General features: G+C 46.0%; 14 protein-coding genes. 4 read left to right on the forward strand and 10 right to left on the reverse strand.

The genetic code is table 11. The features are described 5' to 3' along the window. Positions 1-296 precede the first annotated feature (296 nt). The 3 genes from MHB71_RS21305 to MHB71_RS21315 all read right to left on the reverse strand — a co-directional run bounded on the left by MHB71_RS21305 (position 297) and on the right by MHB71_RS21315 (position 3,312). On the reverse strand, positions 297-1,286 hold the full coding sequence (locus MHB71_RS21305; RefSeq protein ID WP_036606054.1) for an inorganic phosphate transporter: 990 nt from the start codon (positions 1,284-1,286) through the stop codon (positions 297-299). A 14-nt stretch (positions 1,287-1,300) separates the two neighbouring features. Continuing rightward, positions 1,301-1,921, reverse strand: a complete 621-nt coding sequence (locus MHB71_RS21310) for a DUF47 family protein (protein WP_017690670.1) — start codon at positions 1,919-1,921, stop codon at positions 1,301-1,303. A 317-nt stretch (positions 1,922-2,238) separates the two neighbouring features. Then, positions 2,239-3,312 (reverse strand): DUF3048 domain-containing protein, encoded by a 1,074-nt coding sequence (locus MHB71_RS21315; RefSeq protein ID WP_340027602.1) that lies wholly within the window; start codon positions 3,310-3,312, stop codon positions 2,239-2,241. 336 nt (positions 3,313-3,648) lie between these two features. On the opposite strand from MHB71_RS21315, the gene MHB71_RS21320 reads away from it, so the two are divergent. Both MHB71_RS21320 and MHB71_RS21325 read left to right on the forward strand, forming a co-directional pair. Then, entirely contained in the window at positions 3,649-4,191 is a 543-nt protein-coding gene (locus MHB71_RS21320; protein ID WP_036606056.1) for a DoxX family protein, read from the forward strand. Positions 4,192-4,352: 161 nt separating this feature from the next. Then, positions 4,353-4,565: a hypothetical protein gene (locus MHB71_RS21325; RefSeq protein ID WP_017690673.1), complete on the forward strand. Its 213-nt coding sequence runs from the start codon at positions 4,353-4,355 to the stop codon at positions 4,563-4,565. Between the two features lie 173 nt (positions 4,566-4,738). Here MHB71_RS21325 and MHB71_RS21330 read toward each other — a convergent pair whose 3' ends face one another. From MHB71_RS21330 to MHB71_RS21340, 3 genes are all read right to left on the reverse strand, one after another. After that, on the reverse strand, positions 4,739-5,524 hold the full coding sequence (locus MHB71_RS21330) for a class III extradiol ring-cleavage dioxygenase (RefSeq protein WP_100526323.1): 786 nt from the start codon (positions 5,522-5,524) through the stop codon (positions 4,739-4,741). 103 nt (positions 5,525-5,627) lie between these two features. Beyond that, positions 5,628-6,458: an alpha/beta fold hydrolase gene (locus MHB71_RS21335; protein ID WP_340027603.1), complete on the reverse strand. Its 831-nt coding sequence runs from the start codon at positions 6,456-6,458 to the stop codon at positions 5,628-5,630. Between the two features lie 252 nt (positions 6,459-6,710). Continuing rightward, positions 6,711-6,944, reverse strand: a complete 234-nt coding sequence (locus tag MHB71_RS21340; RefSeq protein ID WP_047840502.1) for a hypothetical protein — start codon at positions 6,942-6,944, stop codon at positions 6,711-6,713. 412 nt (positions 6,945-7,356) lie between these two features. Here MHB71_RS21340 and MHB71_RS21345 point away from each other — a divergent pair, with 412 nt between their 5' ends. Then, positions 7,357-8,169: a DUF1129 family protein gene (locus MHB71_RS21345; protein ID WP_340027604.1), complete on the forward strand. Its 813-nt coding sequence runs from the start codon at positions 7,357-7,359 to the stop codon at positions 8,167-8,169. A 26-nt stretch (positions 8,170-8,195) separates the two neighbouring features. Here MHB71_RS21345 and MHB71_RS21350 read toward each other — a convergent pair whose 3' ends face one another. Together MHB71_RS21350 and MHB71_RS21355 are read right to left on the reverse strand one after the other, a co-directional pair. Beyond that, positions 8,196-9,101 carry an AraC family transcriptional regulator gene (locus tag MHB71_RS21350; protein WP_340027605.1) on the reverse strand — a complete coding sequence of 302 codons (906 nt, stop codon included), beginning with the start codon at positions 9,099-9,101 and terminating at the stop codon, positions 8,196-8,198. A gap of 393 nt (positions 9,102-9,494) precedes the next feature. Then, positions 9,495-12,632 (reverse strand): copper amine oxidase N-terminal domain-containing protein, encoded by a 3,138-nt coding sequence (locus tag MHB71_RS21355; protein ID WP_340027606.1) that lies wholly within the window; start codon positions 12,630-12,632, stop codon positions 9,495-9,497. 316 nt (positions 12,633-12,948) lie between these two features. Here MHB71_RS21355 and MHB71_RS21360 point away from each other — a divergent pair, with 316 nt between their 5' ends. Continuing rightward, a complete protein-coding gene (locus MHB71_RS21360; RefSeq protein WP_340027607.1) occupies positions 12,949-13,917 on the forward strand; it encodes a hypothetical protein in 969 nt (322 codons plus the stop codon). Positions 13,918-14,066: 149 nt separating this feature from the next. Here MHB71_RS21360 and MHB71_RS21365 read toward each other — a convergent pair whose 3' ends face one another. Together MHB71_RS21365 and ilvA are read right to left on the reverse strand one after the other, a co-directional pair. Next, on the reverse strand, positions 14,067-14,654 hold the full coding sequence (locus tag MHB71_RS21365) for a GNAT family N-acetyltransferase (protein WP_340027608.1): 588 nt from the start codon (positions 14,652-14,654) through the stop codon (positions 14,067-14,069). 14 nt (positions 14,655-14,668) lie between these two features. Beyond that, positions 14,669-15,961 carry a threonine ammonia-lyase IlvA gene (gene ilvA, locus MHB71_RS21370; protein ID WP_036606060.1) on the reverse strand — a complete coding sequence of 431 codons (1,293 nt, stop codon included), beginning with the start codon at positions 15,959-15,961 and terminating at the stop codon, positions 14,669-14,671. Between the last annotated feature and the right edge of the window lie 140 nt (positions 15,962-16,101).

The following is a 16,101-nucleotide window of genomic DNA, read 5'->3' on the forward strand; positions in this document are numbered from 1 at the left end:
ATAGGTACGTCTCCCACGTGTCCAAAATATCCACAGACGCATTCAAACTCGACAACAAAAAAAGCCAACCCTGTTGGCTTCTCTCATTTCCCTATCCACAGTTCCCTGTATCCACAGGAATATCTTCTTTTGGTTTATCATTCCACGGATGGCTATCCACATATCCAGCCTGTCCACACGTTCATGCACAGGCGTCTCTTGATTTTGGTTGTATAATTGTCCACATATCCCGATATTCACACAGTTATGAACAGATGGTCTGGTAACCCCGAATTCGTTCGGGATAACTTCTCTTTTTAGAAAATAATCCAGTAGAGCAATCCTGCCAGTCCCGCAGTAATCGGAATCGTAATGAACCACGTAATAATGATACGTCCAGCAAGTCCCCATTTCACAGCAGAGAAACGTTTCGCGGAACCCACACCCAGAATAGCTGAGGTGATCGCGTGCGTTGTACTAACTGGAAGGTGAAGCAACGTTGCTGTGAAAATAACGGAAGCAGCTGAAATATCCGCGGCAAAACCATTAATCGGTTCAATTTTAAAGATTTTGGTACCCATCGTTTTGATGATTTTCCAACCACCGATGGACGTACCCAGAGCCATCGCTGTTGCCGCTGAAATTTTAACCCACAGCGGAACATCCAGATTATCCTGCACACCTGCTGCAACCAAAGCAAACGTAATAATACCCATCGCTTTCTGTGCATCATTCGTACCATGCGTGAATGCTTGCAGTGCTGCCGTGAAAATCTGTACCGTACGGAAACCTTTGTTCACGTTATGCGGACTGCGTTTGGCGAAAATATATTTGAGAATCGTCATGACCACATAACCGATGGCAAATGCGATCAGAGGTGATAATAACAAACCTCCGACGATATCAATGAATCCGCTCCATTTCACTTTATCAGATCCTGCGCCAACGAGTACGGCACCTGCAAGGGCTCCAATAAGTGCATGTGAGGAAGAAGACGGAATACCAAACCACCATGTAACCAGGTTCCAGATAATCGCTGATATCAAGGTGACTATGACGACCTCTATCCCGTTATCCAGCGTGGTGGGGTCGGTCACACTCCCCCCAATCGTCTTCGCAACACCTGTGAACATCATCGCACCGACAAAGTTCATCACCGCTGCCATAAGAATAGCTCGACGCGGCGTCAGTGCTCGGGTTGAGACCGAAGTCGCAATGGCATTGGCCGTGTCGTGAAAACCGTTGATGAAGTCAAACGCCAGTGCAAGGAAGACGACTATACCCAATACCCAAATCGTTGTTTCCATTATTCTCTGGCTCCTTAAGAATTACGCATAATGATGGATTCAAGCACGTTCGCCACGTCTTCACAAGCATCCGTTGTTGTCTCAAGACGTTCGTAAATTTCCTTACGCTTGATCAGTTCAATCGGATCAGACACGGTAGCGAAGAGATGTTTGATACACATGCGCAGCACTTCGTCGCCTTGGTTTTCCAGATCATTCAAACGAATGGTATACTCACGGATCGCGAGCAATTTTTTCTGGGACAGCAGATGGATCGCCTTCTGAATTTCGTAAGCCGATTGGCGCAAAATTTCAGCAAACTGTATGACGAACTCATCATCTGGATCTGTCAGTTGGTACATATAGAAACGGGAAGCCGTTGCTTCGAGTCCGTCCAATACGTCATCAAGTGTTGTTGTCAGCTCCATAATATCATCGCGTTCGATCGGTGTGATAAATGTTTTGTTGAGTTCTGTAATGATCGTATGCACGTAATCATCACATTTCGACTCGTACTTCTTCATTTCATTAGCAAAAAGAGTCACATCCTGAAGGTTGGAAACATGCTGGGAGAAATAATCTGCCGCTTGAACAACCGTATCTGCCATATTCTCCAGTGTCTCAAAAAATATATCCTTCTTCTTCTTAAGCTTCATAGCTCTATCCCCTTTACGAGAAAAATTGCCGACAACCGATGAAACATGAAATGACAACCTTTGATATCTTATCATATTTGTTTCATGGTTTGTACAAAAGGTGTGATCCTTTTTTATATTCTTATCACATTAATCTGAAATGAATCTTAATTATTTGGAATAATGGTAAATTCAAGTCAAGATTTTACACTGCGTTTACAATTCGACATCAAAATTCAAAATCGACACGATTCTACTTTTCACGCTAAGGACAAATATAATGCCTTTTCGACAACAAAATGAATACATGTTTCATTGTTTTCTTTCATTACATCCTTTTATTGCTGCGCAGCCAGCTTCACATGACTGGAAAATTCCGGTTGATTGGGAACAATGCTGATAAAGGTTTTACCCGGTACAAGAGCAACTTCACTGCCACCTTGAACAAACCGTATAATATCCCCCTGCTTCTTCACCCACTGCCCACGAATCATCTTGCCCTTCTGAAAAAGCATGGCTTCCCCGCCCTGTTCCAAATTAACGGACAACCGACCTACATTATCGAGCACCTTGTGATCTGCACCTGCCACAATGATGTTCGCTGCACCAAGTTGAGTCCCATTATCCAGATCCTGATCTGCCTTGCCATTCACCATTCTCATATATCGTCCGCTAACTTCATCATAATCATACGTCACCCGGTAACTATCCAATAAATAATGGATATCAAATTGCTTCACTGCCTCTCCTGCGGATGTCGCGCCTTCTTCGTTATAATTGTATACTGGCGACTTGAAATCATGGCTGTAACCCTTGATATCTGACCCTTCTCTCAGCTTGTCCGCTGAAGTATACAGATTATGTGGGGCTTTACGATCCGAGGAACGCCAGAAGTAAGGTCCACCATTCGAGATTTCATCCATATGCTGTTTCTGCTGCCTTTGCAAAATGGAATACGCCTCCGGACTGCCTCCGGCGTGAACAAGTACCCCATCATAACTCTCGCCGAGCTCAATCAGATATGGACGTATACTGCGAACCGGTCCAACCGTCTCAGCACCGCCTTCACTCTGGAAGATGGCTATGAAACGGGTAATGCCTCCCTCAGCGAGAACTTCAAGAATGATATCGGCTGAACTTAGACCCGATTGGGGCCGAGCTGCGGGTGCATTATTAATCATTACGGCGAGTGGTCGACGCGTAATCGCTTCATCTACAGGCAGACCCGTCAGAGGTGCTGTATAGAGAGACGTGTTGGATTCCTCCACGTGTTCTTCTTGTACAGGTGCAGGTGTCGGTTCTGGCTGAACTGGCATCTGCGCCACCTCCTGGTTTTGGCAAGCAACAAGACTTAATGAGAGAATAAACAGAGATGCAGCCGATGCTACTTTGTTCCATTTAAAAAGCTTCAATATAGGACCTCCTGAACGATATGGCCTGGTTCTAAGTTGTGATATATGTCTCATGTGGGCAACCATTTCACGTATTTCTTTCCATTTAATCACACCCTATCCGATTTGTCTGCGCCCAGAAGGCCTTGATACAGCTTGAAATTCACATTTGAAACAGCATATAGCCAGAAAAATATGTCCTAAATGTGAACTTCTCAAACCTTACTTAAAATTTGAACTAGATTGTGATTTTAATCACAAACAAAACAACTTTTGAACTATACAATAAAGACATCAAAGGTGATCACTTAGAAAAACAAAACAACACACACTAGATTCCATGAAGGAGTGGTTCATATGTTCAGCACAAACCAATGGCTTAGAGAAAACAAAGTAGCAATGTGGATTTTGACAGTACTTCGGGTGTATATCGGTTATGATTGGATGACTCACGGATGGAGCAAATTGACTGGCGGATTCCAAGCTGGCGGGTTCTTGGCCGGTGCGGTAGAAAAAGCAACAGGTGATCACCCGGCTGTCCAAGCTTGGTGGGCAACGTTCCTTGAAAAATTCGCAGTACCAAACGCAGGACTGTTTGACTTCGTTATCCCATTGGGTGAATTCCTTGTAGGTTTGGGTCTCATCCTCGGTTGCTTCACTACACTAGCAGCACTGATGGCTATGGTCATGAACTTCGCGTTCCTCTTCTCGGGAACAGTAAGCACGAATGCTCAACTGGTTGTAATGGAAATCTTCCTTGTCGTTGCTGGTGCAAATGCAGGTAAAATCGGGCTGGATCACTGGGTACTGCCTTACCTTCGCGGATTGTTCACTCGTAACAACAAAGGCAATCTTCCTAAAGACACACCAACGATTAGCCCAACTCAAAAAACAGCTTAAGCAATCATTCATAGCATAAAATTCTCGGCCCTGCTCCCAATCCCCCTGGAGAGCAGGGCTTTTTACTTTTCAAAAATAGCCTGGATACTCTGTCTGACTTGCTCAGCCACAGAAAATCGTATTATGATGAAATAAAGTTGAATTTCAAAGGAGTACACGATATGCCGACCCAGCGACGTCTTGAGACCGATGCGGACTTCCAGGAAGCCATGAATATGAAGTATAAGGTTCGAGTTTTTAAAGATAATCACCAGATTGACTCCGGTGGCATCATTATCCGTTTTGACAGCAACACCGTAGTAGTACAATCCAGTGTCAGTGAGCTCGCTTATCATTCGCGTACAGACTGTGAATTGTTCGAAATCCGCAAATAAAGATCTATTGCATGAATAAAGTCCTCATATTGAAAAAAGGTTACTGTAGCCCTTCAAGGGTGTAGAGTAACCTTCTTTTGTTTATATATTGTAATTGTATGCATTAATACACGTTATGTTATCCGTACCAAACTGGCTTCAAACACCATAATCAGGCTGTTGTCTGTTCCAAGTTACACGCCGTCTCCAAACTGCCAGCAGTTCAAACTGAGCGTTCCGTAAGGGTAAGACTGGAATAGACGCTTCGCTGATCGGGACATATCCGCTGTACCCATGGCGTAGAACAAAGGTGCAATGTGTTCTGTACCATACGACGGAACCGCCGTACGTGCATGAGGGGCTTTTTTCTCATATTGAAACAGTTCTCTTGTGTTCCACTGCTGCAAGCGCTCCCCAATCCAGTTATCAAATTCAACCGCCCACTCTTGCGGTTCATCCGTATTGCCCAGCAATCGCAAATTGTGAACCGTTCCACCGCTGCCAATGATTAACACATCATCATGACGTAACTGTTCCAGCATTCGGCCAATATCATACTGTTCCTGCGGCGTACGCAACGAGTCTACAGATACAGCAATCACAGGTATGTTAGCCTCGGGATACATATGGAGCAACGGTACCCATACGCCATGATCCAGCCCTCGGCCTCGAATCGGCTGATGTGCCAGATTGCTGCGGGTGAACAAAGCACATATCTCGTTCGCTAAATCTGGCTGCCCAGATGCAGGGTATTCCATCGTATACATCGTAGAAGGAAATCCGTAAAAATCATGCAAGGTCTGATGTGTATCATCCATCGTCACGGACGGCTTAGGACAATCCCAATGCGCCGTAAATACGACAATGGCTTTCGGAGCCGGCAGCCTGTCTCCAAGCTGGTTCAAGAAGTGAGTGTAGTCATTGCTCTCCACCGCCAGAGCGGGAGAACCATGCGCAATGAAAAGTGCGGGTAATGTCATTGCTGCCAACCTCCAGACACGGATAGAATGCTTACTCCTCTATTTTACCCTTAAGAAGGCGCTTTTCCAAGCTGACATCCCCAAACAGTTGTAATCCTGCCACTTATATCATCCAGTGCTGCCAATCCTGCTCGATCTTCTGACGTTCCCCAAGCCACTCTCTGGTACGCGTAATTAGCTGTTCCCGCTCTTTACCTGAAGAGAAGGTGTGATCGCCCTGGAAGATGATCTCCTTGTCACAGCGGCCCTCTTGGCGCATCCAGAATACCTTTTGATACAGGAATGCGTAGTCTACAGGAATAATCTCATCTGACGTGCCATGTACGACGAGTACATCTCCGCTAAACTTAACTGCTTCCTGGAATGGCTGTTGTTCAGCAAGAGACTCGAAGAACGTTGGTGTGAATTTGTATCCGAGATAATCAGACGCACCCAGTTTCACGCCTTCATCGTATACTTCCCGTCCCGTAATCTTCACGATATCATTGAATGGATAACCCACGGAGGACCACATAACCAGGTTTTTGACACGTTTGTCACGTACAGCAGTTAGTAATGCAACGGCACCACCCAGACTATGACCAATCAGCGTAACACGCGTAGGATCTACATCACTGCAATTCACCGCGTAGTCCAGCACCGAACGGGTCTGCAGTACCATGGACTCCAGTCCCTCCGCTCCGTACTCCCCACTGCTCTCTCCGCAACCGATATAATCGAAACGCAGGACCAAATAACCGTCTTCAGCCAGCTCCCGTGCAGTTTTTACAAACAAACGATCCACGCCGATCCGGCTACCAACGAAGCCGTGGCAGATAACCGCAAGAGGGACGCGCTGCTGACTCTTCTCCTCCTTGATATCTTTCACAACCGGATAATGAATCGTGGCTGTTAATTCATCCTGTCCATGACGGATACTGATCTGACGTTCCATACCGATTTCCCCTTTCCTTGCTTAGCCTGTTGAGCTTCATTTATTAAATATATATAATCCGATAAGTTTAGTGTGTATTAAGATGTTATTCATATATTATCATCCCGTAACCTTCAAGTCAACGTAATAAGGATCCTTTCTACGTCGACTACTAATCTACATTTTATCGGTTGATGAGCGCAAAAAAATGAGCCACGCTGATGACAGCTGGCCCGGATATCATTTGGAATTCAAACAAGTGTTGCAGGATCGTTATTCGTAGCTTCTACGGAACATCTCGTGGGTCTCCACCCGTCCATTCCACTCATGCTCATGACCCGAATCACTATTGTCCCAGAAACTTCTTCCCTTCAAATTGCCATCTGTCAGTTCTTCTGCATACTCCGTATCCTCCAGGTTCTCTTCAAAGGATACAACCTCGTCCACGACTCCACGGGAGTTGCTGTTCAGTAGCAGCTTTCGCGTCAATTCTGTTTGTTTATCCATAACAAGCACACTCCAATCTTGGATTTCTGTTGGAAATGCTACTATTGTGATGGAATCGGCTGCTCTTTATGCATACTTCACACAATCGTTAGATCTGGGAGGCTTGAGGGTATTTTTTCACATGAACGGGGGAAAATAAACGAACAAACATAGGCAGCATATGCCTCGGAATCCTTCTGCCGAAAGGAATGAATTCATGGAACATCTACTGGAATGGATTCAACATCACGGTAAACTGGTGCTGTTATGCACCTGTGTTATACTGGCCTGTGTATGGATATGGGTCCACCATGAGCAGCTTTTTTATAAGGAATGACTTTGCGAAACGAGAGCCCTTCCCGTATACTAAAATACCGTCAGGGTCTTCAGTCCATTGGAAGATCAGAACGTGTGTAGACAGGGGGAGCAATCATTGGGGATTTCCTATAAGAAGCTTAAAGAAATACAGAATCGGCAAATAACTGAGATGAGTCGAATGACACCTGAACATGTGAAATTGTATGACGAGATCAGCACAATTGCGCGTCATGCGCCAGCGGACGAGAGAACACAGGAAGAGTGGATACTCTCCGCAGGAAAAGCAATCGTACAGGCTCAGCGGGATAACAAACCCGCTCGCGAGTTATACGGACCTGATCTGGAACAAGACATCCATGCACAGCTCGGGATTACAAATACAGCACCGGAGAAGACGGCTGCCGTTGAGGTGGGTAAATCCAGCCCAACCCGTGATAATAGTTCAACAGCTTCATCGAAAAAGAATGCCAACGTTGTAGAACCACAGCCAACTGAGAATCCAGAGCCTGTGAAACGGACACCAAAGTGGTATGCCATGATCGCTTGGGCGGCTTTGTCTTTTGTCATGTTGATTCAAGGATGTGTGGGATTGTTCGTGGGTTGGACTGGCGGAGATACGGAGCCGTTCCAACACATCAGTCTGTTCTCTCTGATCGTTGCGGCAGTTGGCGGTATTGCATTGGTGGAGATGCTTCGCCGCCTTGCTGAGCGACCGGACGATGAAGGAGCGGACAAGAACACCGTACCTAAGGTTAACCTTAAGGGAATCATCATCTACATCGTCATCGTGGTCCTTGTGCTCTTTGTAGGGTATCCACTGCGTGATAAACTTCCGGTATTTGCACTGGCTCCGTGGGTGAGTGCAGTGATCGGAGTTGTGGGACTTGCAACGGTAAGGCCTTTATTTGGACAAAAGAAAACAGCATAACACGTTATATAAGCGATTAAGGGGCCTCACGAATTCGTGAGGTCTTTTTCCATTTGGAGCTGGTTCCGATGTTTGATTCCTTTGCCCGGTGTCTCTCCAAACTCCCGCTTGAACATACGGATAAAATAGTTCACTTCCATCCCTATGGTCTCTGCCGCCTCTCGTACACTTGCTCCTGGATGCTTGTCCATCCAGTCCGAAGCCTTCTGCAAACGTAATCGTTGCATATATTGATGTCCTGTCACGTCATAATGCTGGTGAAATAATCGGTTGAGATGCTGCACCGAATAACCAACTGCGTCAGCGATGTGCTTCAATAACAGGTCATCCTGGTAGTGCGTATGCATCAATGCTACTGCTCGGATGAGTGCATCCTTGCTCGGATCGGTCTCCCGATTAGAGTGTTTTACAGCTACGTCACGGGGCATCCCTGATCCAACACCTCCAATACCGACATCAGATGGAATTTTCGATTGTGCTATATCTAAAATAAGCTGGTAGATAAGGGCTGATGTGTTCCACATCTCCGTTGCTCCTCGATCCAACGCGTGCCAGAGATTGGTCATGCGTGACCAGATGATTTCAAAACCAGAGATATGGCACGGCTCGTTCTGAAGCAAACCCGTGGATTGTAGTACCGATCCAGCCGATGTACCGCCAATACCGATATAACCCAGTTCTCCTTTGGCTTTGGAATGAGGCACATACTCATGCGCAACCTCGGGTTCCACGATGAATAACTGCCCTGCTCCCATCGTCCATGTCCCTTTTCCCGTTATCTTGAACTGCCCTTCACCACCGCGTGACAAAAACAACTGATACACCGGAAATCCATCCGGTCTATGCAGAACTTTCTCTTCCTGTGTCCCCACACAATACAGGTACAGCGGCAACCGGGAATCCGGCAGGCCTGTCAAACGAAATGCAAGCATTCCATCATTCCTTTCGGCTCATAGGCTTCTAGCTTATTCCTTCTATTATCCATCCGTTTGTCCTGTTCCAGCAATGGTCTAAGGAACCTTTTTAGCGACAAGATTTTCAATATGGTAATAAAAAAAACTCCCCTTCTCTTTTGGAAAGGGAGTTAACATGTTACTTTACTTAAAATAGATTGCGCTTCTCTGAGTGGCCGTTCCGGTCACGGATCGTTCTTGCGATCGCTGTTGTCTCCAAATTTCTTGATTAACCTGTAAAAGGTAGTAATAGGCGCACGCTGACGCTTCTTCAGAATCGATTCCGTGCCCTTCACTACCTCTGTCACTCATCCAGATTATGCATCCAAGTATTTAAATTTGTTTGTTTTATGAGGTATCTCAAGCTGATACTTAAATACCACTACCACCAGAGGCACTTGCATCGGTATCCTGATTAGAGGATGTACCTGTATTGTCGGCTCCCTGATCAGTACCAGAAGAAGCTGGCGGAATGGTCAAAGTCCCTTCAGAAGTGACGGATGTATTTAACGACGTGTCACTCGCCACTGCCACTACCAAAACCCGGTATTTTCCTGCTCCAAAATCTACATTATCTGAATCCTTAGCTGTAATACCCACTGTTGCTGTCCATGGAGCAGTACCCGTATTTACTGTGGCTAGAACTGTACCAGAAGTACCTGTACCGCCCCCTTCTTTAACAATGTACACATCGTAACGAACAATGCCTGCCTCATTAGTCGGCTTAGTGAAACTTACATTGATTGAATTATCAGTTACTGCTGCATTTACACCCGTTACCTTCTCAACAGGCGTTGGTGCCTGTTTCTTTGCGTTGATTGTGAAAACAGGGGAAGATGCCAAATTGGATTCCCGCTTACTATCTGATGATTCCGATAGTATATACACCTTGTATGAAACTCCTGCTTTGATATCACCGCCATTGCTATCCTTCAATGAAAGTGGCAAGTCTGTCGGAGTAGTAGTAACAACTGTTGCATAATTTGAATTTGCAGTTGTTTTGGCTGCATTCAGATCAAATGCCGTTGCAGCAGGCACAACCATTAGCACATACCGTTTAATGCCTGTCTCGTTACCAGGCTTCGTAAATTTAACTGTTATATCAGTTACGTTGCCTGCAGCTTGCGATGCATCTTTCACAGTTGCTTCTACCTTGCTCACTGCCTCTACAGTGGCATTCGAAGTCAGTGTAATTGTTCCGGAGGCAGACGATAATGCATTCGCCAGAGAAGCATTGTTATTCACAGCCATCACATATACTTGGTAGGCCACATCATTACGAATCAGTTCACCGTCCACAGATCTGGAACTACTTGTTAAAGTAACAGTCTGGTTAGCTCCCGTTTTATTGACGGTTCTGTAATACGCGCTGTTCAATGCATTCGCTGTGTTCAAATTAAACGCGCTGCCCGCCTTCACTACGAACACCCGATAATGATTCACATTCGTCTCATCTGCGGATTTATTAAAACTCACACGCAGATCACTACCATTTCCAGCATCCCCAATATCAGATGGCAGCACACCGCTTGGTGCGGTTACCGCCGCGTTTGCCGACAATGTAATCTGCGAAGAATAACCGGACAACGCATTCTGACTGGAGTTACCGTTGTTATTCACCGACAGCACGAATACCCGATAAGCAACATTATTGGTAATGGTATAACCATTGGTATCTACCGCATAGTTTTGAAGCGTAACTGACAGGTTACCACCCGTTTTATTCACCTGTGTATAGTTGTTCGACGCATTAGCTGCGCTTAGTGTGAAACTGCCCACATTAGCGGAACGAACTACATATACTCGGTAGGCAGAGATTCTGGATTCATCCGCAGCTTTGTTGAAAGAAACCCGCAGATCACGCCCATCACCGTAGTCACTAATATCCGCAACAGACAGGTTGCTAATAACTCCCGCGTTACCGGTCGTTGTCAGTCTCAGAGCTGTGGAGGAAGCTGACAGCGCATTGGTGTATCCATTTTGCTGGTTGCCCACCGCCATCACAAAGATGCGATAATCTTGCAGATTCGTTACGTTATAACCACTTGTGTCCTTCATGGATGAAGGCAAAGTCGTTGTAATGTTGTTGCCTGTTTTATTCACCGTATAGTACAGACTGGAGGACAGATTACTTGCCGTCGTCAGATTAAAGCTGCTGGCAACCGAGTTGCGTACCACAAAGACGCGATAATTCGCCACCTTGGACTCATCCGATGAACGGTTGAAACTCACCTGAATATCACGACCATCTCCATAATCCGAGTTATCCTTCACCTGCGTAATTACTGGAGACGTTGCTGTGTTCACGGACAACGTAAGTGAAGATGATGCTGCGGACAGCTTGCTGTCTGTTGTTGTATTAGTGCTTACCGACAAGATGTAGACCACATACGCTGTGCCACTTTTAATCATTTCGCCAGACGTATCCCGTGTCGAAGAAGTCAGCTGGCTTTTCACTGCGGTACTGTTTCCTTTGTATATGATCGTGGAGTTTGCACTGGACACTTTATTCGCTGCAGCCAGATTGAACGCAGAAGAGTCCTTCGCTTTGACTACAAAAGCACGATAATACGTAATGTTCGATGTCGTGCTCGGCTGCGTGAAGTTAATCTCCAGATCGCGGCCATCGCCATAGTCACTAATATCTGCGGCACGCAGACTTGTAACCGCCTGTACTGTGGATTTCACATTATTGAGCTTCAATGCTTGGGAAGACCAGTTCAATGCATTTTTATAATTATTGCTGCTGTTACCAACAGTCAGTACATACAGACGATAAGTTTCATTACTATTGAGCAAATCCCCGTTTACGTCACGCGTCTGTGCATTAAGTGTCAGTTTCGGGTTGTTGCCATTCGGTGTAACAGATGTATAGTTTGCAGAAGGTACGGCAGTTGCTGAGGACTCCGTAAAGCTATTCACATCGCGAGTTTTCACCAGCATAATCCGGTAAGCAGATACCGCCTTCTCTGAAGTTGGACGTGTGAAGCTCACGGTCAAGTCACGACCATCTCCGTTACTTCCGGATACCGAACCATAGATGTTCCATGCAGCATATTGAGTCTCATCTACTGGAGGTGTTGCTGTTGTCTTGATATCTACACGCTGATTGCGTGAGTTCCAGAATACTTTTTCTCCAAAAGCTTCACTGACAAAACGAATTGGAACCATCGTGTTGCCCTTAATCGTGTTCGCAGGTACATCCAGCGATATCGCTTCCCCGTTGATGTATGCCGTTTTGGAACCAAGTGTCAAAGTAACTTCCTGATCGTCGCGCGTTGCAACAATCGTTTTGGTTCTGTTCGTGTACTGTACCTTCGCATCCAATCCTTCAAAAATCGACCGCAGCGGAACCAGTACGCGTCCACCTTTCATGACAGGTGCCTGAGCAGATGATAACTCTGCATCATTAATATATATACTGATCCTCGCGGCTGCATCCATAACCGACGTTGGAAGTGCGGACATCAGCATGGCTGATACAGCCAGCGCTGACATTACCTTCTTCACTTGTTTTCCTCCCGCTTTCCTCATATCCCATATCCCCATTCTCGCATTTAGTTAACATCGAAATAGATTCGCTGTTCTTTTCATTAATTCCTGTATTTACCTATGCACAACTAAGACGTTCCGATCAGCTCAAAAGTTTCCAGTTGTACAAAAAATATTTTCTCAGAATTCTCCCTCTATCTTCCACCCTCCAAAAGTTAAAAATAACAGAAGAATTTGTCACCATTCCGCAACCACATCCTGCATCAATTAGGTTAATGTATAGTGACTAGTGAACAGCACCTATCATTTTCTCAACTACGGGAGGTTCATATCTATGACATCATCGTTCCAATCTGCCAAACGTAAAGGCATGCGCACCTTCATTACAGCCACCGCCATCCTCATGCTGCTCCAAACGGCTGTCGCTCCCTTATCCGGAGTCGCTGCTGCCGCTTCTTCCAGTACAGATACCAAAGTCACGACTGCCAGTTCAACAACGATATATAAAACATTTCAGTCCATGCTCTACAAAAAGAACGGCTTGCCTGCCGCGGATACTTATCTCGAATCTCATATCAATCAAGTCACCACTTATCATGCAACTCTGATGGTCTTACAACTGGAGAATGCCCGCAACAAGGCGTTAACAGCCATGACGGACCGTCTACTGGTGCCTAATGTTCAAGACAAGATGATCAATGCCTACAAGTGGAATGATAGCTTCACCCAACTGATGAGCCGCACCAACGACACCAGTCTGCGTGCGCTGCTCCAGCAGGCACGGGATAGCGGTTATCGCCTGGTTATGTTGGAAGGTTCCCTCTATCCGATCATGAATTATATGGCTTTTCAGAAATATATCTCGTACGTGAAACCAGACATCAAACAATACATTAATATTATGGCAGTTGAAACCAGCAACCTTGCCGCCGATGATGGTGCACTGGTCATTGGCTATCAGGAGATACTCAATCGCGCTTTGAATCAGGAACGATTCCTGAACGAATATCCGAAGTCCAATCGGGTACAACAGGTTAAGAACCTGATGAATAACTATACCTTGTATACCTTTTATGGCCTGAATAATACGCCTTTATTTGACTATGAAACGAACAAAATGACAGCCAATGCCCAGAAAGGTTACAAAGCTGTCTTACAACGTAACTCATCCGAAGACAGTGCCTTCCTGACCAAACTCGAAAAGTTCATGGATATCGTAACCGAAGCCAAATTCGAGAAAACCGCTGCTGTCGAGAAATGGCTAGAGCAGAATGTGCCGGTCAGCGACTACGCGAATTATTGAATTAATCTGCTCCCACGGTTAACACCCGGTTCAAATTCAGGCTAAATCCCAACAGATAACCACAACAAAAACCGCCACAGGATTCGCTCCTGTGGCGGTTTTCTTCATGCTTTATCATCAGAACTAACTCAACCGGTCAGCTCCCTGCACTATTGAATCGGTTTGACCATATGATTATACTCATGTCCTGCGATGACAATTACATCGTCTTTGACATATCCCTGCCGTTCGTACAGCATTAGCGCACGGCCGTTGTCTCGTTCTACAATCAAAGATACCTGCGAGTGACCCAGATCTCTGCCCTGCTGCTCAAAAGCAGCCATCAGTGCCCGGCCGATACCCTGCCCCTGATATGCTTCACTTACCGAGAGAGTATCCAGATAATACTCCCCCGGACGGGTCTCTTTGACCAATGCATACTTCTCATCCCGGCTTCGTCCAGGTCGATCCAGAATCGGCTGGTCCAGACGATCTGCATCTCCGCCATCATAGGCTACCAGAATCCCCGCAATCAGCCCATCCCGCTCCATCACTGTCACATGACGATAGCTAATCCGGTTGTCTTCCTGTACATAGAACTCCTGCAAAATCTGCATCGCCTTCTCATGATCCGCCTCACCCGCAAGCGCGTATGCAATGTCTCCTATCGCCTGATACAGTAACGGAATAACCTGATCAGCATCTTCTATGCGCGCAGGTCTGATCAGAGGAGATGTTTCTTGGTGATCTAATTGCATCTTGGAATCATTCATCAGATTAACATGTTGAACAGATTTAGATTTTTGTTCAGTTCGGTATAGGCGATACCTTTGCGGTTCATACGTTCAATGAGCGGGTGGTAATCTTCCTTGTACATCAGCTCGATGCCCACCAAGGCAGGGCCATTTTCCTTATCATGCTTTTTCGTATATTCAAACCGGGTGATATCATCATTTTTCCCTAGAACTTCCTCCAGGAATTCACGTAAAGCTCCTGCACGCTGCGGGAAATTAACCATGAAATAATACTTCAGACCTTCATAGATCAGGGAACGTTCCTTGATCTCCTGCATCCGGTCGATATCGTTGTTACCGCCACTAATTACGCAGACCACCGTCTTGCCCACGATTTGCTCACGATACTGCTCAAGCGCCGCAACAGCCAAGGAACCGGCAGGCTCGACAACGATCGCATTTTCATTATATAGTTCCAGAATAGTTGTGCAGGCTTTGCCTTCCGGCACTTTCACAATGTCATCAAGTATACTATTGCAGATATCAAAGGTGAGATCGCCAACACGTTTCACCGCTGCGCCATCCACGAATTTATCAATATCATCCAACGTCACAACCTGTTTGCGGAACATCGCCTCACTCATGGAAGCTGCCCCAAGTGGCTCAACTCCAATGATGCGTGTCTCTGGACTCACGGTCTTCATGTAGGTTCCCACGCCGGCTGCCAGCCCTCCGCCACCAATCGTCACGAATACATAGTCGGCATTCTCATCGAGACTTTCCATGATTTCCATCGCTACCGTACCATTACCTGCAATAATCTTCGGTTGATCAAAAGGATGGATGAACGTCATGCCCTGTTCGTCACATGCACGCATTGCTTCTGCGTATGCATCGTCATACGTATCCCCGATCAGCACCACTTCAACGTTGTTTCCACCAAAGCGACGCACCTGCTTCACCTTCTGGTTCGGCGTTGTACTCGGCATGAAGATTTTGCCGTTAATTCCAAGGGCATTACAGCTAAAAGCAACACCCTGAGCATGGTTGCCCGCACTTGCACAGACAATACCCTTCTCCATCTCGGCTGGTGTCAGACTGCGAATCATATTATAGGCGCCCCGAATTTTGAACGAACGCACCACTTGAAGGTCTTCCCTTTTCAGATACACATTACAGTTATATTTGGCCGACAATACAGCATCCCGCTGTAACGGCGTTCTTACAATGACCTCACGCAACACATGATGTGCGCGTACGATATCTTCCATGCCAACACTGGCACGACCGGGACTTGTGGTTCCCGTTGGTTCTTGTTCAACTGGTTTCATGTTGTCTCCACACTCCGCTTTTATGGTCTATATAAGTTGAACTAAAGTTTATTTACACTGACACTACGATGACAGAATAACCCTCCAATCGCTGTTATCCCCAGATTTTTTCGATTCCCTTTTCTCAAGGGAAAAATCCG

The organism is Paenibacillus sp. FSL H7-0940 (assembly GCF_037979415.1).
In the GTDB taxonomy this organism is placed as follows: domain Bacteria; phylum Bacillota; class Bacilli; order Paenibacillales; family Paenibacillaceae; genus Paenibacillus; species Paenibacillus amylolyticus.